This window comes from Brevundimonas sp. 374, from assembly GCF_900102995.1.
GTDB classification, from domain to species: Bacteria; Pseudomonadota; Alphaproteobacteria; order Caulobacterales; family Caulobacteraceae; genus Brevundimonas; species Brevundimonas vesicularis_C.
The window spans coordinates 402586-421896 of sequence record NZ_FNKT01000001.1 but is presented as its reverse complement, the minus strand read 5'-3'; the positions used below and the strand labels follow the sequence as shown (position 1 = coordinate 421896).

Here is a 19311-nt window from a genome sequence, read left to right as displayed (position 1 = left end):
CCTCGCTATCCGGCGGCCAGGGTCTGGAGCTTGCGCTCCGCGCCCTCGCCGCCTTTACCGTGGGGTTTCAGGGGGAAGATCATGCACACGCGTGCGCCGCGCAGGGTCTGGGCGTCGGCCAGCTTCAGCTCGCCGCCGTGGTCCTCGCAAATGCGTTTGACGATGGCCAGGCCCAGGCCCGTGCCCTTTTCGCGCGTGGTCACATAGGGTTCGGTAAGGCGATCACGGTCGCGCGTCGGCAGACCCACGCCGTCGTCCTCGATCACGAAGGTCGCGACGCCGTCTTCGATCGTCAGCGACGCGATGACGCCTGCACGATCCGACGCCGCCGCCTCGCCCGCCGCAAGCCTTTGCGCCGCAACCGACTCGCCAGCGTTCTTGAGGATGTTAATCAGCGCCTGCCCTACCATGCGGCCGTCGGCCTGCATCGTCGCCTTGGGCAGGGGCTCGGTGATGTCGACGACGATGTCCGGCGCGGCGACCCGTTGGGCGAACACCGCCTCGCGCAACAATTCGGCCGGGTTCTCGGGCGCGAAACGCGGCGCCGGCATGCGAGCAAAGGAAGAGAACTCATCGACCATGCGGCCGATGTCTCCGACCTGGCGGATGATGGTGTCGGTGCAGCGGTCAAAGATCTCGACATCCTCGCCGATCCGCGCGCGATACTTCCGTTTCAGCCGCTCGGCCGACAGTTGGATCGGCGTCAGGGGGTTCTTGATCTCGTGGGCGATGCGACGGGCCACGTCGCGCCAGGCGGCGTTTCGCTGGGCCGTCACCAGGCGAGTGATGTCGTCGAAGGTCAGGACCATCTCGCCGCCCAGACCACCCTCGATCCGAACGCGCAGCCGCCGCGTGTCTCCGCCCCGGCTGACGTCGATGTCTTCCTCGATATGAGCCTCGGCGCGCCGCACCAGATCGCTCAGCTCTGGCGACAGGGCCGCGAGTTCATGGCCCAGAACCTCAGCATTCTCGATGTGAAGCAGTTGCACGGCGCTGTCGTTGATGGCCGACACCCGCCCGCGCTTGTCCAGGCCGATGACCCCGGCGCTGACGCCCGACAGCACCGTCTCGATGAAGCGGCTGCGATCGTGCGCCTCGTCGCTCGCGGCCTTCAGCGCGGCCTGCTGAGCCTGTAGATCGCCGGTCATGCGGTTGAAGGCGTCCGACAGGGTGGCGATTTCGGCCGGGGCGCCGTCGCTGTCGACCCGTGCGGTGAAGTCGCCGCCCGCGACCTGTCCCGCCGCCTTCACCAAGCGACCAATGGGCGCGGAGATGCTGCTGGCTGCCGACATTCCCAGCCACACCGCCCCGACCAGCACCAGCAGCGCCGTTTCCAGATAGCTGAGGATGAAGGCCGACTGTATACGGGCGCGGCTCTCCTGAGCTTCCCGATAAGCCTGGATCGACTGAACCGACGTGTTCATTCGCGCCACAAGGCCGTCCTGAAGCGGACGCACCAGATAAAGATAGGCGTCGCCATAGGCTGGCAGGGCGATGATCGACCGGACGGCGTCTGGATGCTGCGTGACGGTCTGCGGAGGCTGCCCGCCTTCAGCTGCGGCCGCGAGTTCATCGCGCGGCGGCGCAAGATAAGGAGGCGCGCCTGTCTTTTCAGCGCGAGCCAGCACCTCGCCCTTGCCATCCAGAATATAGATGGCGGGATAGCCGAAGATATCCCCAACTTGGCCTAGCGCGTCGTTAAACTGAATGCGATCAGCAAACAGGCTTCTCGCGCTTCCCAACTGATCCGAAATGGTGACCAGGTCAGCATCCATTGCGGCCGAAACGTCCTGGATATAGGCGCGGCCCACGATCGCTCCGTTCTCGACCGAGGCTTGGACGTTCTGGCTGAACCATTGGTCTACGCCTCGATTGACCAGAACGCCGAACACCAGGGCGATCAGCACCGACGGGACCAAGGCCACCATCGAGAACAGGGCGACGAACCTCAGGTGAAGGCGCGATCCGGCTTCATCGGTGCTGCGAACGAGGGTCAGCACGCGCCGGCCGACGATGATGGCCAAGCCGGAAATCAGGAGCAGATTGGCGGCCAGCACGATCAGGGCGATCTGGCTGCTCGATCCGCGCGCCGACCCTGATGTGGCCCCCGGCGCGACCGCCACCAGCCAGATGGCCGCCGCCGTGATCGCGACAGCCAGAAAGAACGCCAGTCCGAAGCCGGTCCGCGCCCGTTCGCTATCGACCCACCCCCAGAACGACCCGTCGTCCGACGCGAGGTCGGGTGAAGCGGTGCGTGCTGAGGGCGTATCCGTCATGCCACAGCAGTCTCCAACACCTGTGGCCCATTTTCAACAGCAGACTTGCCAGACCGAGGCAAATCCGGCCGCCACAGTTCGTGCATGGCCGCTTCGACGCCCATCGGATCGTCCAGACGGCAAATTCTTGCCTTCGCCTCTCGACGGTGTTGCGGATCGGCCGGCCAAGGCGACTGTTCGATGTACCAGCCCAGATGTTTGCGGAACATCTTCAGACCCAGCGGCAAACCGTAGAACTCGGCCGACGCCCGCAGATGCTCGATCACGATCGCCAGACGCTCTTCAGGCCCGGGTTCCTCCAGCGCCACGCCGTCGATCAGCGCCCGCTCAAGGTGCGCCGCCAGCCACGGCCGGCCATAGACGCCACGTCCCAGCATCAATCCGTCCGCACCGGACTGCGCCAAGGCCTGACGCGCTTCATCGGCGGTGATGATGTCGCCATTGACGATGACGGGGATGCCGACCGCCGCCTTCACCGTCCCGACCGCGTCCCAATCCGCTTGCCCGGTGTAGAATTGTTTTCGCGTCCGGCCATGCACCGTGACGGCCTTGACGCCGATCGCTTCCGCGCGGCGGGCCAGTTCGGCGGCGTTTCGGCTCTCGTCATCCCAGCCCAGTCGCATCTTGACCGTCACCGGCCGATCGGTCGCCTTGACCGCCGCCTCCATGATCCGACAGGCCAGATCGGGCGTCCGCATCAGGGCCGAACCGGCGGCCGAGCCTGTGACCTCCTTGGCCGGACAGCCGAAGTTCAGATCGACGATGTCCGCCCCAGCCTTTTGCGCCATCCGCGCCCCCTCGCCCATCTGTTCGGGATCACGTCCGACCAGCTGGATGACGGTCAGCGGCAGACCGGCTCCCACGGCGGCGCGCCGCACGACGTCCGGCCGCGCCCGCGCCAATTCCTTGGCGGCCACCATTTCCGTGGCGACATAGGCGGCGCCTAATCTGGAGGCGAGCACGCGGAACGGCAGGTCGGTCACGCCGGTCATCGGCGCCATCAGCACCTGGCCGGGCACGGTCACATCGCCGATTTGCAAGGTCTTGGGCATTTCCGTCTTTCGCCGCATCGCAGCAGCACTCGTCAAGCACGACCGCGGCGCTTTGATGGTTTCGCCCCGTCGCCGCGCGCACTATCAAGGCCGCCATGACATTTTCGGGCATCATCGTCGCAGCCGGTTCCGGCTCGCGCGCCGGCGGCGACAAGCAGTGGCGGAACCTGGGTGGAAAGCCCGTGCTGCGCTGGTCCGCCGAGGCCCTGCTGAACGCCGGCGCGGACGAACTGATCGTCGTGATCGCGCCTGACGCCGTTGAGCGTGTGGCCGAGGTGCTGTCCGGTTTGCCGCGTTGGAAAGCCGTCGTCGGTGGAGCCGCCCGCGCCGATTCGGTCCGCGCCGGGCTTGCAGCCCTGACCTGTGGAACGGATCAGCCAGTGCTGATCCATGACGCCGCCCGTCCGCTTTTGGACGCCGCCGTCATCGACCGTCTACTGTCGGCCCTTGAAACTTCGGACGGCGCCCTGCCCGCCCTGCCTGTCGCCGACAGCCTTCGGCGTGGCGAGGCGGAAATCATGACCGACGTGGTTGATCGCGACGGTCTGTGGCGCGCCCAGACGCCTCAAGCCTTCCGCCGGGGCGTGATCGAGACCGCCTATGCGGCCTGGCCGGACGCCGAGGTTCCGACCGACGAAGCCGTCGTCGTGCAGCGCAGCGGCGGTGCGGTGGCCCTGGTTCAGGGCGATGCGCGTCTGATGAAATTGACCTATCCCGAGGATTTCGCCATGGCCGAAGCTCTGCTGCCCCAAGCGCAGCGTTATCAGACCCGCATTGGCTCCGGCTATGACGTGCATCGCTGGGGGCCCGGCGGGTCCGTCTGGCTTTGCGGGATCGAGGTGCCGCACGATCAAACGCTGATTGGCCACTCCGACGCGGACGCCGGTCTCCACGCCCTGACCGACGCCATCCTGGGCGCCATCGCGGCGGGCGACATCGGCGACCATTTCCCGCCAACGGATCCGAAATGGAAAGGCGCCTCCTCGGACCAGTTCCTGATCCATGCCGCCGAACTGGTCGCGGCGCGGGGCGGCCGCATCGTCAATGTCGACGTCACCCTGATCTGCGAACGACCCAAGGTGAAGCCGCACCGCCAGGCCATGCGCGACCGGATCGCCGGGCTTCTGAACCTTCCGCTCGACGCCGTCAGCGTCAAGGCCACCACGACCGAAGGACTTGGTTTCACCGGACGCGGCGAGGGTTTGGCCGCCCAGGCCGTGGCGACTGTGGAAACGCCAGCCGCCTAGCGCGCCGCCATCTTCATCTGACGCACCAGCGATCCGAACAGATTGACGTAGTCGTCCGTCCAAGGACGCACCGTCGTCGGCGACAGCTTGCGCCAACGCGCATCGTCCCTGAAGCCCTCCAGCGCCGCCGGACTCTTGCCGATCAACAGGGCCTCGGTGGAGGCTTCGGCCATGTCCCCCTGGCCCGATTGCTCGATATAAACCTGGTGCAGGTTCGGAACCTTCAGCGCCTGCGCCGCCGCCTCGGCCGGCAGGGTGATCTCCAGGTTCCGGTTCGACAGATGCAGCACCACGACGCCGTCGGGCGCCAGCAGCCGCAGATAGCCGCGGATCGCCTCCACCGTCAGCAAATGCGTCGGCACGGCGTCGGACGAGAAGGCGTCGATGACCAGCAGGTCGTAGGATCCTGCCGGCTCACGATCCATCGTCAGGCGCGCATCCCCTAGAACCGTCCGCACCGGCCCGTCGGCGCAGCCGTTGATGAAGCTGAACCATTGCGGGTCGCGCGACAGTCGATCCACCATCGGATCGATCTCAAAGAAGGTCAGTTGGTCCTGGGCGCGCTTGTAGGCGGCCATGGCGCCCGAGCCCTGCCCCACAACGCCGACGCGCGCGCCGTCCAGCCGACGTGCCTGCATCTGCAGCATCGCCTGCCCCAGCGGCGTCGAGGTCGCATAATAGAGCGTTGGCTGACAGCGGTTCGACGGCGCCTGGGCCTGGGCACCATGCAAAGTCGTGCCGTGCATCAGTACATGAACCGGCCCGCCCATCAGCGGATCGTCGATCTTGGCCACCCGCATCACGCCAAAGAAGCTGCGTTCCGACAGGGCCCAGTCATAACCGCGCGCCAGATGATAGCCGGACCAGACGATAACGGCCAAAACGATCGTGAACATCACCGCCCGATCGCGGACCAGGAAGGCGAACAGGGTCGCGATCCCCAGGATGGCTTGCGCGATCCGCACCAGTTCGGCGTCCGGGATGGCCGCGCGAATGTCGGGCGCATAGCGGACCGCCTCCATCGACAGCGGCCCCAACAGTGCGATGACCACGCCGGCGACGCAGCAGATGATCTCCCACGGCCTGATCTCGCGACGGCTCCACGGCCGCAGCAATCCGACCGCCACCAGCACCAGCGGATATTCCCACACCATGTCGAAAATGGCCGGCGCGATCAGGCCGTTGAACAGTCCGCCGACTACGCCGCCCAGCGACAGCAACAGATAGAATTCGGTCAGACGATCCGGCGCCGGCCGCCGCGCCGCCAGCCTTTGGTGACACATCAGCGCGGTGAAGAAGAAGGCCGCCAGATTGACGGCGAACACCAGCAGCCATTCGCCTGTCCGGAACGCAATCAGGGCGGCGCAGGCCGCTGCCGCCGCCGCCTGCAAACCAAGGCCGATGGCCGGCGAAACAGCCGGCCGGGTCTGGAAAGCGATGACAAACGTCAGCAGATAGAGCGCGAGCGGTATGACCCACAGAAAGGGGGCCGAAGCCACATCCGTCGTCAGATGCGCCGTCACCCCCAGCATCAGACTGGACGGTGCGGCGGCCAGCAGAACCAGCATCCCCTTTTCGCGCCAAGCAATCGGCGGGCTGGCCTCAAGTGGCGCGGGCTCCGCCGTTCCAATCTCGCGTCGTCGCCAGACCTGAACGCCCAGCCCCACGACCATCACCACGAACAGCCCATAGCCGACGCTCCAGCCCAGGCGCTGATCCGACAGGCTGGCCAGCGGCTCGATCACGACCGGATAGGCCAGCAGGGCCACGAAGCTGCCCAGGTTCGAGGCGGCATAGAGAACGTAGGGGTTCTGGCCGTCTGCATGTCCGGCCCGCACGCGCGCATACCAGGCCTGAAGCAGCGGCGCAGTCGCCGACAGCACAGCGAACGGCGCGCCGATGGACACCGCCAGCGTCGCCAGCAGCCACATCGCCGGTTGGGACGGATCGGGATCCCCCAACAGGCCGCTGATCTGCAGGGGCAGGAAAAACGCCGCCACGATCAGCAGGCCCAGGTGAACCCCGACCTGCGCCCGCATCGTCGCCAAACGTTGCAGCAGGTGCGCATAGCCATATCCAGCGAGCAGCGCGGTCTGGAAGAACACCATCGACGCGTTCCACACCGAAGGCGATCCGCCCAGCGTCGGCAACAGCAGCTTGGCCGCCATCGGTTGAACGACGAAGACCAGACAGGCCGATGTGAAGATGGCGACGGCGAACAGGATCGGCGCGATGCGATCCGATGTCGGGGCGGCGGGGCGTAACGGATCGACAGCCTCGGTCATGGCTCTGGTTAGAGCGGGGTTCGCGGCCTATGAAAAGACCATGTTTTCCCAAGATATCGCGCAGCTGGCGCAACAGATTGTCGCAACGGCCAGCGCGCGCGGCGTGATGCTGGCGACGGCCGAAAGCTGCACGGGCGGTTTGGTATCCGCTGCGATCACGGCCATCCCCGGCTCGTCAGCGGTCCTGGATCGCGGCTTCGTCACCTACAGCAACGAGGCCAAGGCCGAGATGCTGGGCGTATCGCTGGAAAGCCTGTCCGCCCACGGCGCCGTGTCTCAAGCCGTCGCAGTGGCGATGGCTGAGGGCGCCGTGGCGCACTCGCGCGCCTCCGTCTCTGTGTCCGTAACAGGCGTGGCCGGACCGGGCGGCGGATCGGTCGATAAACCCGTGGGTCTGGTCCACTTCGCGGCGTCAGGCCCACAAGGCGTCGTTCACCGTGTCGAGCGGTTCGGCGACCTCGGCCGCGACGACATTCGCCAAGCCAGCGTTCGTGTGGCGCTGGAACTGCTGGCGGATCGGCTCGCGTGAGCGACCCGGTCGTTATCGACGCCAGGGGTCACCGCTGCCCTGTTCCCAGCCTGAAGCTGATGAAGGCGTTGGAAACCGCCTCGCCCGGCGCGCGGATCGTGCTGCTGGCCACCGATCCGATGGCCCGAATCGATGTGCCGTTTCTGTTGTCTCAGAAAGGCGGGCGCGTGCTCGAGATCGAGGACGCCGACGGCCTTCTTCGCTTTACGATCGAGACCGGCGCCCGGCTCGACGCTCCGACAGATTGACGACATCGGCCGGCGGTGTGTCGGCGATCGCGCGCGCCTTGGCCGCCAGTTCCATCTCGGTGGCGAAGGCGCCGCCGTAGAAGATGGCGTTGACGTTCCACGACAGCCAGATCAGCAGCACCACCACGGCGCCGACCGATCCATAGGTGGCCCCCAGCGGCGCGATCTGCTCGACATAGATGGCGCACAGCCACGACGAGACGACCGACATCAATGTCGCCACCAGACCGCCCGCCGTCGCCGGCAGCCAGGCGACCGGTGCCCTGTGGCTCATGGCGTAGCGGTAAAGCAGCGTCAGCCCGATGACCAAGCCGATCGCGGGCAGGAAGGCGTCCAGCGGCGCCATGCCGCTGCGCTCGGGCAGGCCGGCGGCCGACGACGACGCATGCGCCATAATCCGCACGGTCACGACCGCGCCCGACACGACAGTGAACAGCGCAAAGGCAAAGATGGCCACGAAGAAGGCCAGCAGATTGAACTTGAAGAAGCCGTGCGGCTCGGTCTCGTCATGAATCAGGTTCAAACCCGCCAACAAGGCCTTGAAACCCCGGTGCGCGGCATATGCGCCGACGAACAGGGCGAAAGCGCTCTGAGCGGAAACCGTCCGCGCCGATGCATTGCTCAAACGCGTGATCTCGCCCTGAAAAATGGTCTGCGCCGCCTTGGGCAGCAGGTCCGACAAGGCGGTTGCCTGGGCGCTGACTTCGCTGATCGACAGACCCAACTTGTAGAAGCCGATCAGGATGGCGATCGCCGGAAACACGGCCAGCAGGGCGAAAAAGGACACGCCGCCCGTATAGAGCATGACGTCGCGCCCCCAGCTGCGGGTGAACGCTCGCACGGCCAGCCCGCCCCAAAACCCAGGCGCTTTCAGGACCGACCGTGTCAGTTGCTCACTCAAATCGGTCCCCACAACCGTTGCACAAGCGGCGGAACCTAGCGGAATTCGTCTGCGGCGAAAGTCTCATCCGCGTGAGGACGATCATTCGCGATCCGGCCGCATCGCTTTGGCCAGACGACATTGCATCCTTAACACCCTCGTCGCTATGGTCCGCGCGTTTCCGGCCGGCTATTGGCGCGGCGACTTTTGGAGACGATGGGCTTGGCTTTCGACGCGCGCGTATTGATCCTGGCGGCTGACGATGGCCGGATCAGGCCGCTCGCTGCGGGTCTGGACGCGCTGGGCTGGACGACGGTGACCGCCCGCGACGTGGTCTCGGCCGAGATGACGCTTCAGGACTTTCCGCTCGAAGCCGCCGTCATCGACATCAACACCTTCGACGCCGATGTGGCGTCTCGCCTTCGCGCCGCCGCCGAGCCGCGCCGCCTGCCCATCGTGGTCATCGGCGCCCGCCCTGATTCGGTGAAGGGTGCGGATCTGACCATGTCCACGCCGCCGCATCCGGCCCAGGCCGCCTTGCGTCTGGAGCAGCTGGGCCGGGCCGCCATCGCCGAGGAAGAATATCGGCTGCGCGTCACCACCTTCGCCACGCGCGGGGTCGGCTTGGACAAAAGGACCGACGACGATGGTCCCTTGCGCGTTCTGGCCGCCGGCGTCGCCGACCGGCGCTTTCTCGCCCTGTCGAACGCCCTGACTGCGGCCGGAGTCGAGGTGGTCGCGGCGCCGACGCCCTACACCGCCTTCGACTACCTGCACGAAAGCCCGTTCGACGCCGCCGTTCTGTGGGGCGCCGAAGACCATGCGCCGGCCCTGTCGATCGCGGCGGGCATGAAGCGCAACACGCGCCTCTATCACATCCCGCTGATGCTCTATCTGCGCGGCAGGAACGAGATCAGCCTGGCTGAGCTGTTCAATCGCGGCTTCGCAGACGTCGCCTCCGCCGACACGCCCGAGGGCGAAACGGCCGAGCGGATCCTGGCCCTGGCCGGCGCGCACCGCATCCACCTTGGCATTCGCAAGACGCTGGACTCGGTGCGCAGCCTGGACGTGATGGATCCTGAAACAGGCCTGTTCACGCCCGAACTGTTCGCCAGCCACCTGGGCCGCGTCGCCGAGGCCTCGCGCGCGCGCAAGCGCCCGCTTTCCGTCTGCGTCCTGAGAGTGCGCGAAACCGAGTCCGTGACCTGGGCGCGTCAGGGCGGTTGGCTGGATCGCGCCATGCCGCAGATCGGGGCCATGGTTTCGCGCCTGGTCCGCGTCGAGGACACCCCTGCCCGCCTGGCCAAGGAGGTCTTCGCCCTGGCCCTGCCCGCGACTCACGCTGAACCGGCGCGTCTGGCCGCAGAGCGAATCGCCGCCGTGATCGGCTGCACCGCCTTCGACGCCGGTCCGGACCGGTCGCCCTTCGTCGCCGAGTTCGACGTCGGCGCCGCCGAGATGCGCCCCGACGAAAGCGCCGCCGCCCTGCTTGAGCGCGCCTCGGCCGACCTGTTCGAAAAGACGCGCTGAGGGGCTTTACGCCCCCGCCACCCGCGCCAGATCGGCGGTGATCCGCTCGGCCACCTTCAGACGCTCCTCCGCCGTCGGCCAATCGCCCGACACGACGATCTTCTGATCCGGCCGAATTTTCCAGAAGGCATGGTTCTTCTGGATCAGCCCGACCAGTCCCGCTGGATTGGGGAAGCTGTTGTCGCGCAACGTCAGCACCGCGCCGCGCGGCCCGATGTCGATCTTCTCGATGCAGGCCTTGCGGCAGTTCGACTTGATGCCGACGATCTTCAGCAGTTGCTGCGCCTCATCCGGCAGCGGCCCGAAACGGTCGATCAGTTCGGCGGCCAAGGCTTCGCGATCCTCGGCCTGTTCGGCGTCGGAGAGACGACGATAGAGGCTCAGGCGCACGTTCAGGTCCGGCACGTAATCTTCTGGAATCAGGACAGAAGCGCCGACATTGATCGACGGCGACCAACCGCGATCCACCGCCTGTCCCTCGCCCTTTTCACGCAGTTCCGCCACGGCGTCTTCCAGCATCTGCTGGTACAGTTCGACGCCGACCTCGCGGATATGGCCCGACTGTTCGTCGCCCAGCAGATTGCCGCCGCCGCGCTGGTCCAGATCGTGGCTGGCCAGCTGGAATCCGGCGCCAAGATTGTCCAGCGACTGCAGAACCTGCAGCCGCCGCTCGGCCGACAGGGTCATCGGCTTGACCGCATCGGTGGTCAGATAGGCGAAGGCGCGCGCCTTGGACCGGCCGACCCGACCCCGGATCTGATAAAGCTGCGCCAGGCCGAACATGTCGGCGCGGTGCACGATCAGCGTATTGGCCGTGGGGATATCCAGCCCGCTCTCGACGATGGTGGTGGAGACCAAGACGTCATATTCCCCGTCGTAGAAGGCGCTCATCACCTCCTCCAGCTGGGTCGCGCTCATCTGGCCGTGACCCACGACGAACTTCACCTCGGGCACCTGTTCGCGCAGGAACTTCTCAATGGCGGGCAGGTCCTTCAGGCGCGGCGCGACATAGTAGGCCTGACCCCCGCGATACTTCTCGCGCAGCAGAGCCTCACGCACCAAGACCGGATCCCACGGCGTGACATAGGTCCGCACCGCCAGGCGATCGACCGGCGGGGTGGCGATGATCGACATCTCGCGGATGCCCGATAGCGCCATCTGAAGCGTGCGCGGGATCGGCGTGGCGGTCAGGGTCAAGAGATGTACGTCTGCGCGCAGCGTCTTCAGCTTCTCCTTGTGCTTGACGCCGAAGTGCTGCTCCTCGTCGACGATGACCAGGCCCAGGTCGCGGAAGCCGACCTGTTCGCTCAGCACCGCATGGGTGCCGACGACGATCTCGACCGAGCCGTCCTTCAGCCCAGCGCGAGTCTCCGCCGCCTCCTTGGACCCCACCATCCGCGACAGTTGACGCACCTTGACCGGCCAGCCGGCGAAGCGTTCGGTGAAGGTCTTGTAGTGCTGGCGCGCCAGCAGTGTCGTCGGCGCGACAATCGCCACCTGCTGCCCCGTCATGGCCACGACGAAGGCGGCCCTCAGCGCCACCTCGGTCTTGCCGAAGCCGACATCGCCGCAGATCAGGCGATCCATCGGCGTGCCCTTGCCCAGATCTTCCAGCACATCTCCGATGGCGTTCAGCTGATCGTCGGTCTCCTCGTACGGGAAGCGCGCGCAGAACTCGGCGAACAGACCCGGCGGCGGCGTAACCGCATCGGTCTCGCGCAGCGCCCGTTTGGCGGCCAGAGCGATCAGCCCCTCGGCCATGGCGCGCAGACGTTCCTTGGCCTTGGCCTTTCTGGCCTGCCAGCCTGCGCCGCCCAGCTTGTCCAGTTGGACGCCCTCGGAGTCCGAACCGTACCGCGTCAGAAGGTCAATGTTTTCAACTGGTAGATAGAGTTTGCTCTCGCCGGCGTAGAACAGCTCCAGACAGTCGTGCGGGGCCTGCTGGATTTCCAGCGTCTTGAGCCCTTCATAGCGGCCGATCCCGTGATCCAGGTGAACCACCAGATCCCCCGTCGTCAGGGCCGACGCCTCCGCCAAGAAGTTCGAGGCGCGGCGCTTCTTGCGCGGTCGCGCCAGACGATCGCCCAGGATGTCAGTCTCGGAAATGACCGCCACGGCGTCGGTGACAAAGCCGTGCTCGACCGGCAGGACGCCGCGCAGATAGAGATCTTTCGGGGCCGCCTGAACATCGGCCCAGTCGCGCACGGCGACGATGTGATCCAGCCCGTGGTCGGCCAGCATGGTCGCCAGACGCTCCGACGATCCTTCGGTCCAGGAGGCGAACAGCACCCGCTTGCCCTCGGCCTTCAGCGCCGCCGCATGGGCCGCCACCGCCTCGAACAGATTGACGCTGTCCTGCGCCCGCTCGGCGGCGAAGGTCCGGCCCAACCGTCCGCCGGCATCCTCGCGACCCGTGGAGAAGGGCGTGAAGCGACGCACGGTGCGACCCGCCAGCGCCTGGTTCCAGCCGCCGGCGTCCAGATAGAGCCGCTTGGGCGGCAAGGCGCGATTGGCGCTGGCCTGTCCTTTGGCCTTGGCCGCCTCGGCGCGCGCGTCATAGGCGTCCGCGACCAGATCCCATCGCTCGGCGCGGGCCGTCTCGACCTGATTGTCCAGGAAGATCGCCGCGTCGTCCGGCAGATAGTCGAACAGGCTGTCCAGAGTCTCATAGAACAGCGGCAGCCACTGCTCCATGCCCTGACGCCGCGCGCCCTCGCTGATCGTCGCATACAGCGGGTCGTCGCCCGGCGCGCCGAACAGGTTCAGATAGCCGGTGCGGAAGCGCGAGATGGCCGCTGCATCCAGCAGCGCTTCCGACACCGGCGCGAGGGACACGGACGTCATCTGGCCGGTCGACCGCTGCGTTTCGGGATCGAAGGTGCGGATCGACTCCAGCTCGGATCCGAACATGTCCAGCCGGACCGGCTCCTCGAAGCCAGGCGGATAGACGTCGACGACCCCGCCGCGCACCGCGAACTCGCCGCGCTCCGACACGGTCGAGGCCCGGACATAGCCGTTGGCGGCGAAATACCGCTCCAGCGCCTGGATATCGAGATCGCGTCCGACCTTGGTTTCGAACCCGGCCTGTGTCGTAACCGACTTGGGCGGGGTGCGTTGCATGGCCGCCGACACCGTCGTCACGACCAGAACCGGCGCGTCGCCGGGCTTGCGCATCGCCAGTCGCGTCAGCGTCGCCATGCGCTGCGCCGCGATTCCCGCCGTCGGGCTTAGTCGGTCATAGGGTAGACAGTCCCACGCCGGGTAATCCAGGACTTCAATATCTTTCGAGAAGAACTGAAACGCCTGAACGAAGCTGCCCGACCTCTGAAAATCGCGTGCGACGAACAGGCCGACACCGCCGCCGGCCTCGATCCGTTCGGCGACGATCAGCGCGTCCAGCCCCTCGGGCGCGCCGCCCAGGTCGGCATCGGTTCGGTATTCGACCTTGGCGTCCATCAGCCGATTCCCTTGCCGACTTCGGCCGCGACGTGGGCGCGCATGAAGGCGCGCACCTTGGCCATCACCGGCGTCTCGAACTCGGGCGGCGTCGGATCACGCTCGATGATCCAGCCGTAAAGCCACTGATCTTCCTCGTCGATCAGCCGCTCGAACTGGTCCAGTTCCGCATCGGTCAGGGTCGGCGCGACCTGATCGGAAAACGGACCCAGCACCATGTCGGCCTCGCGAAAGCCCCGCCGCCAGGCGCGGAACTGAATGCGTCCCAGCCGCTGCCTGCGCTCAGGCGTCATCTGCTCAGGGGTCATTTCGCTTTCGGAACGCGCGTCGATTTCGGCCACAAGAATCCTTGCCCGGCAAAGTGGGAAGACGCTCAAGCAGCGAGCCACCGCGTGGCGAGCGTTAGCGTCTTCAAATGGAAGAAGCGCAGATAGCGTTCCTGAACGCACTTCGCCACCCGTCATGGTCACGCTATGTTCACGGCGATGCGTCCGCAGATTCTCTTTCCCCTGTTCGCCGAGGTCTCGACCCTTAAGGGCGTGGGCCCTCGCGTCCTGCCTCTGGTGCAAAAGGTGGCGGGCCCGCTGGTTCGCGATCTGCTGTTCCTCAGCCCGTCCGGCGTCATCGTGCGCCGCCCTGCTGAGGCCGCCACCGCGGTCGATGGCGAGGTGGGCGTCTTCACCGTGACCATCGACCGCCTCTTCACGCCCAGCCGTCCTGGCGCACCGCTGAAGGTCCGGGCCAGCGATCCCACGGGCTTCGTGCATCTGGTCTGGTTCGGCGGTTCGCCCCAGCACATCGACCGGCTGTTGCCGCGCGGCGAGACGCGGTTGGTCGCGGGCAAGGTCGAAAGGTTCAATGGCGAGGTCCAGATCGTCCATCCGGACATCGTGACACTCGAAAAGGCCGCCGACATTCCGGCGTGCGAGCCCGTCTATCCGGCGACACAGGGCCTCAGCTCGCGTCAGTTGCGTAAACTGGTCCAGGCCGCCCTGCCCGCCGCGCCCGACCTGCCGGAATGGCAGGATCCCGCCTGGCTCAAGAAGCAGAACTGGCTGGGTTGGCGCGCCGCTCTGGACGCTCTGCATGCCCCTACAGGCGAGATGGACCTGTCGCCCGACGCCCCCGCCCGCCAGCGCCTGGCCTATGACGAGTTCCTGGCCCACCAGTTGGCTCTGGCCCGTCGTCGCCGCGCCCGCGAGATCAGGCCCGCCCCCGCCATCGCCTCCGGTGAAGCGTCCGAACACCTGCTCCAGGCCCTGCCCTTCCAGCTGACCAACGCCCAGGCCCAGGCCGTCGCCGAAATCCGTCGTGATCTGGCGTCGGGCCAGCAGATGGGCCGATTGCTGCAAGGCGATGTCGGCTCGGGCAAGACCGCCGTCGCCGCCCTGGCGCTGGCTGACGCCGCTTCCAGCGGTTTCCAGTCCGCACTCATGGCCCCGACCGAAATCCTGGCCCGCCAGCATTACGAAAAGCTCGGCCCCATGCTGGACGCGGCCGGCGTGGCCGCGGTCCTGCTTACCGGCCGCGACACCCCGGCTCAACGGCGCGAGAAACTGGCTGCCCTGGCCTCGGGTCACGCTCAGGTCGCCATCGGCACTCATGCCCTGTTCCAGGACGCCGTTCGCTTCGACCGCCTGGCCCTGGCCGTCATCGACGAACAGCACCGGTTCGGCGTCAACGAACGTCAGCGGCTGCAAGCCAAGGGCGATCCGCGTGTCGGCGCCGTGCATCTGCTGACCATGTCGGCCACCCCCATCCCCCGCACGCTTGAGCTGACGCAGTACGGCGAGCTGGAGGTCAGTCGCCTGATGGAAAAGCCACCCGGCCGCACGCCCGTCACGACCGCCGTCCTGCCCTTGGCTCGCATCGGAGAGGTCGCCGCCCGCCTGAAGAGCGCCGTCGAAAGCGGCGCCCAGGCCTATTGGATCTGTCCTCTGGTTGAGGAATCCGAGGCCATCGACCTGGCCGCCGCCGTCGATCGCGCCGACGATCTGCGGCGCCTGTTGGGCGTGGAGGTCGGCCTTGCTCACGGCCAGATGCCGGGCGCAGAGCGCGAGGCTGTCATGGCCGACTTCGCCGACGGCCGCCTGCCGGTCCTCGTCGCCACCACGGTGGTCGAAGTCGGCGTGGACGTGCCCAACGCCTCGATCATGGTGATCGAACACGCCGATCGTTTCGGTCTGGCGCAGTTGCACCAGTTGCGCGGCCGCGTCGGTCGCGGCGCCAAGGCCAGTTCCTGCATCCTGCTGTATGGCGGTCAGGACGGCGCCCTCGGCGAGACGGCGAAAGAGCGGCTCGAAACCCTGCGTCGCACCGAGGACGGCTTCGTCATCGCCGAGGAAGACTTTCGCCTGCGCGGCGGCGGCGATCCCCTGGGCCTGAAACAGAGCGGTTTCCCCGCCTATCGTTTCGCCGACCCGATCCGCCACCGCAGCCTGATGCTGGCCGCCGCCGACGATGCGCGGCTGATCATGAACCGCGATCCTGATCTGACGTCGGAACGCGGTCAGGCGGTGCAGGTGCTGGAAGAGCTATTCGACTGGAAAAACCACAAGGCCGGCGCAAGCTAGCCGATCACTCGGCTCCAGCCATCGAATCCGACCTCGACGTTGTCAGGAACAAGCGCCGATAACGCCTTGTAATCCATATCGATGTGCAGGTTCGTGAGCACCGCACGCTCCACGTCTGCGGCGGCGATCCACGCCAGGGCCTGGTCCAGATGCGCATGGGTCGGATGCGGCGCATAACGCAGTGCATCCACGATCCAGAGCTTGCAGCCGGCCACCGCCCCCAGCGCCGCCTCGTCCAGATCGGAAACATCGCTGGAATAGGCGACATCGCTCAATCGATAGCCGACCGAGCGGATCGGCCCGTGCGCCTGGTCGAAGGTCGTGACCGAGATCGCGCCGCCTGCGCCCTCGACGGACCAGGCTACGCCGTGCTGCGGAATGATCCGTCCGTCCAGCAGCGGCGGATAACCGAACTTGCTCTCGAAGATGTAGTCGAACCGATGCGTCAGCGAGCCGTGCGTCGCCGCATCCATCCACGCCGGTATCCGCTTCCTGGCCCGAGCGGCGAAGGTGCGCAGGTCGTCGATCCCATGGGTTTGGTCAGCGTGGTCGTGGGTATAAAGAACCGCATCCACATGTTTCGTGCCGCTGGCCAGCATCTGTTCGCGCAGATCCGGCGATGTGTCGATCAGGACATTGGTCACCCCCTCCGCGCCGGTCTTTCTGGCCAGCATCGAACAGCGCGTACGCCGGTTCTTGGGCTCGGCCGGGTCGCAGGCGCCCCAATCGCCGTCCCCGCGCGGCACCCCGCCCGACGACCCGCTGCCCAGAATGACGACTTCGAAACTCATGCGGGTCTGGGTATCCGGTCAAAGAGGCCGAAGAAGGCCTCGGTCGTAAGGCGATCCGCTTCCTCGGCGTCCCAACCCCGGATCTCGGCCAGCTTGTCCAGCACATGGCCGATGTAGGCCGGCTCGTTGCGCCGTCCACGATGCGGAATGGGCGCCAGATAGGGGCAGTCGGTCTCGACGATGATCCGGTCGCCCGGCATGTCGCGGATCACCGCCCGCACGTCCTCGGCCGCCTTGAAGGTGGCGATACCGGAAACCGAAAACCAGGCGCCCATTTCAGAAGCGATTTTCACCAGTTCCGCGCCACTTGTATAGCAGTGCATCAACATCTTGAACGGCCCCACGGCATACTCCTCGCGCAGGATCGACGCCATCACATCGTCCGCCTCACGCGTATGGATCACCAGCGGCAGACCGGTTTCGCGCGCCGCCGCCACATGCTGTCGGAACACCGCCGCCTGCACATCGCGCGGGCTGAAGTCATAGTGGAAATCCAGACCGCATTCGCCGATCCCGATCACCTTGGGCCGCTGCGCCAACTCTACCAGCGTCGCCGCCGTCAGGTCCGTTGCGTCCTTGGCCTCGTGTGGATGGACTCCGACCGTGCACCAGATGTCGTCGTGCGCCACGGCGATCCCATGGGTCGCCTCGAAGGTGGTCAGCTTGTCGGAGATCTCGACCATCAGCCCGACGCCCGCCTCGCGCGCGCGCGCGATCACGGCGTCCCGGTCCTCATCGAACTGGGGTGCGTGCAGGTTCACATGACTGTCGATCAGCATCAGCCCATCCGCTCCTGCTGGGCCTGAACCCGCTTCAGGTCCGCCAGCGCGCCGGCCAGCACATCGGCCTTATCCAGGTTCAATCCCGCCGCCCGTTCCGGCAGCGGCTGCAGCCGCTCCCACAGTTCGGCCCATCGATTGCCGGCGCCGGGCGAACTCTGCAAGGCGCGCATCCGCACCGCCGCGATCAGCCGGTCCATCAGGGTCTCGAACCGCTCCTGCCCCTCGGCGCCGCGGAACCGGTCGGCGATGGCCAGCGCTTCAGCCCGGTCCACTTCGCCCTCGACCCAGCGCCGCGCCAGCTGGTCCATCTCAAACGTCGCGCCCGACGCCAGGGCCAGGGCCGCGCCGGGCGATCCGCCCGCCATGATCGCCGCATGTTCGGCGTCCTCACGCTCTGCGCCCGTCCGGTTGCGCACAAGGGTCTCCAGCCGATCCGGCGCCCAGATCGGAAAGCTCAGCCGCCGGCACCGCGACCGGATCGTCGCCAGCAACCGCCCCGGCGCATGAGTGACCAGAAACAGCACACCACGCTCGGGCGGTTCCTCAAGAACCTTCAGCAAGGCGTTGGCGGCATTGAGATTCAGGTCATCTGCCGCATCGATGATCGCCACCCGAAACTGGGCTTGCGACGGGCTCTTTGAAAAGAACTCCGGTAGCTCGCGCGACTGATCGACCGAGATCGACTTCTTGGTCTTGCCCCCTTCGACCAAGCGTTCCAGCACCAGAAGATCCGGATGCGACTGGGCCGAGATCAGCCGGCTGACCGGATCATCGCGCCGCGCGCCCAGCGGCCCGGACGCCGGATCGGCCGCCGCGCCCAGCAGCCGTCGCGCCGCCCGATAGGCGAAGGTCGCCTTGCCCGTCCCCTCGACCCCGCACAGCAGCCAGGCGTGGTGCAGCCGCCCCCGTTCCCAAGCGTCCAGAAACGCCGTCTCCGCCGCCGCATCGGGAACCAGGTCGAACCGGTCACGGGGGTGATCGTCGCTCACAGCAGCCGATCCTGAACCGCCTGCCAGACCCGCGCCTCGACCTCGTCCAGCGATCCGACGGCATCGATCAGCACGCAACGATGCGGATTGGCCTCGACGATGCGAAGGAAGCCCTCGCGCAGCCGCTGATGGAACTCCAGACCCTTGGATTCGAACCGAGTCTCGAACAGGCCGCGCCCGAACGCCCGCTCCAGGCCGACCTCGACCGGTAGGTCGAACACCAGCGTCAGGTCCGGCTGGTCGTCCCCGACCACGCCGGCGTCTATCTGTTCGATGAAGCTTTGCGCCACACCGCCGCCAGCGCCCTGATAGGCGCGGCTGGAATCGGCGAACCGGTCGCACACCACCCAGTCGCCGGCCGCCAGCGCCGGGCGGATGGTCCGCTCCAGATGGTCCGAGCGCGAGGCGTACATCAGCAAGGTCTCGGTCATGGCCGACCACGGCTCGGCGTCCGTGGCCACCACCAGATTGCGGATCACCTCCGCGCCCTTGGACCCGCCCGGCTCACGCGTGCGCACGACCTTGCGCTCGCCCAGCACCGCCTGCAGCCGCGCGACCAGCCGCCCGACCTGGGTCGATTTGCCGGCGCCCTCGCCGCCTTCGAAGCTTATGAATTGTCCACGGGTCACGCGCCTTCATGGCGCGCCGACGCCGCCCGGCGCAAGCCCGCCCG

15 protein-coding genes are annotated in these 19311 nt (G+C 66.9%); 5 read left to right on the top strand and 10 right to left on the bottom strand.

What is annotated here, in order from left to right; translation table 11 throughout:
- Positions 1-5: 5 nt before the first annotated feature.
- Both BLR19_RS01985 and dusB read right to left on the bottom strand, forming a co-directional pair.
- Complete coding sequence (locus BLR19_RS01985; RefSeq protein WP_091746596.1) at positions 6-2276, bottom strand: sensor histidine kinase NtrY-like; 2271 nt, start codon at positions 2274-2276, stop codon at positions 6-8.
- Positions 2273-3328 carry a tRNA dihydrouridine synthase DusB gene (dusB, locus tag BLR19_RS01980; protein ID WP_176758256.1) on the bottom strand — a complete coding sequence of 352 codons (1056 nt, stop codon included), beginning with the start codon at positions 3326-3328 and terminating at the stop codon, positions 2273-2275. Before dusB ends, BLR19_RS01985 begins: the two co-directional genes overlap by 4 nt.
- Before the next feature lie 95 nt (positions 3329-3423).
- Here dusB and BLR19_RS01975 point away from each other — a divergent pair, with 95 nt between their 5' ends.
- Positions 3424-4575 carry a bifunctional 2-C-methyl-D-erythritol 4-phosphate cytidylyltransferase/2-C-methyl-D-erythritol 2,4-cyclodiphosphate synthase gene (locus BLR19_RS01975; protein ID WP_091746590.1) on the top strand — a complete coding sequence of 384 codons (1152 nt, stop codon included), beginning with the start codon at positions 3424-3426 and terminating at the stop codon, positions 4573-4575.
- On the opposite strand, the gene BLR19_RS01970 is transcribed toward BLR19_RS01975, so the two are convergent.
- A complete protein-coding gene (locus BLR19_RS01970) occupies positions 4572-6860 on the bottom strand; it encodes a spermidine synthase (protein WP_091746587.1) in 2289 nt (762 codons plus the stop codon). The two genes, BLR19_RS01975 and BLR19_RS01970, sit on opposite strands and share 4 nt — an antisense overlap.
- 40 nt (positions 6861-6900) lie before the next feature.
- On the opposite strand from BLR19_RS01970, the gene BLR19_RS01965 reads away from it, so the two are divergent.
- Both BLR19_RS01965 and BLR19_RS01960 read left to right on the top strand, forming a co-directional pair.
- Positions 6901-7389, top strand: a complete 489-nt coding sequence (locus BLR19_RS01965; protein WP_176758255.1) for a CinA family protein — start codon at positions 6901-6903, stop codon at positions 7387-7389.
- Positions 7386-7637, top strand: coding sequence for a sulfurtransferase TusA family protein (locus tag BLR19_RS01960; protein WP_091746581.1), 252 nt, complete (start codon positions 7386-7388; stop codon positions 7635-7637). The genes BLR19_RS01965 and BLR19_RS01960 overlap by 4 nt, the downstream gene beginning before the upstream one ends.
- Here the strand turns inward: BLR19_RS01960 and BLR19_RS01955 are convergent.
- Complete coding sequence (locus BLR19_RS01955; protein WP_369818839.1) at positions 7594-8442, bottom strand: YihY/virulence factor BrkB family protein; 849 nt, start codon at positions 8440-8442, stop codon at positions 7594-7596. The genes BLR19_RS01960 and BLR19_RS01955 overlap by 44 nt on opposite strands.
- A gap of 297 nt (positions 8443-8739) precedes the next feature.
- On the opposite strand from BLR19_RS01955, the gene BLR19_RS01950 reads away from it, so the two are divergent.
- Positions 8740-10047 (top strand): diguanylate cyclase domain-containing protein, encoded by a 1308-nt coding sequence (locus tag BLR19_RS01950; protein WP_176758254.1) that lies wholly within the window; start codon positions 8740-8742, stop codon positions 10045-10047.
- A gap of 6 nt (positions 10048-10053) precedes the next feature.
- Here the strand turns inward: BLR19_RS01950 and mfd are convergent, their stop codons facing one another.
- Together mfd and BLR19_RS01940 are read right to left on the bottom strand one after the other, a co-directional pair.
- Positions 10054-13503 carry a transcription-repair coupling factor gene (gene mfd, locus BLR19_RS01945; protein ID WP_091746572.1) on the bottom strand — a complete coding sequence of 1150 codons (3450 nt, stop codon included), beginning with the start codon at positions 13501-13503 and terminating at the stop codon, positions 10054-10056.
- A complete protein-coding gene (locus tag BLR19_RS01940; RefSeq protein WP_091746569.1) occupies positions 13503-13844 on the bottom strand; it encodes an FAD assembly factor SdhE in 342 nt (113 codons plus the stop codon). The genes mfd and BLR19_RS01940 overlap by 1 nt, the downstream gene beginning before the upstream one ends.
- A gap of 144 nt (positions 13845-13988) precedes the next feature.
- Between BLR19_RS01940 and recG the strand changes: the two genes are divergently transcribed.
- A complete protein-coding gene (gene recG / locus BLR19_RS01935; protein ID WP_091749040.1) occupies positions 13989-16076 on the top strand; it encodes an ATP-dependent DNA helicase RecG in 2088 nt (695 codons plus the stop codon).
- On the opposite strand, the gene BLR19_RS01930 is transcribed toward recG, so the two are convergent.
- Genes BLR19_RS01930 through tmk form a run of 4 tightly spaced genes read right to left on the bottom strand, consistent with a single transcriptional unit; the run spans position 16073 to position 19267 of the window.
- Positions 16073-16867, bottom strand: a complete 795-nt coding sequence (locus BLR19_RS01930) for an MBL fold metallo-hydrolase (protein WP_091746566.1) — start codon at positions 16865-16867, stop codon at positions 16073-16075. The genes recG and BLR19_RS01930 overlap by 4 nt on opposite strands.
- Positions 16864-17646 (bottom strand): TatD family hydrolase, encoded by a 783-nt coding sequence (locus BLR19_RS01925; protein WP_091746563.1) that lies wholly within the window; start codon positions 17644-17646, stop codon positions 16864-16866. Before BLR19_RS01925 ends, BLR19_RS01930 begins: the two co-directional genes overlap by 4 nt.
- Positions 17646-18638: a DNA polymerase III subunit delta' gene (locus BLR19_RS01920; protein WP_091746559.1), complete on the bottom strand. Its 993-nt coding sequence runs from the start codon at positions 18636-18638 to the stop codon at positions 17646-17648. The genes BLR19_RS01925 and BLR19_RS01920 overlap by 1 nt, the downstream gene beginning before the upstream one ends.
- The gene (gene tmk, locus BLR19_RS01915) at positions 18635-19267 is read right to left on the bottom strand and encodes a dTMP kinase (protein ID WP_091746554.1); all 633 of its coding nucleotides are present in this window, start codon (positions 19265-19267) and stop codon (positions 18635-18637) included. Before tmk ends, BLR19_RS01920 begins: the two co-directional genes overlap by 4 nt.
- Positions 19268-19311: the final 44 nt, after the last annotated feature.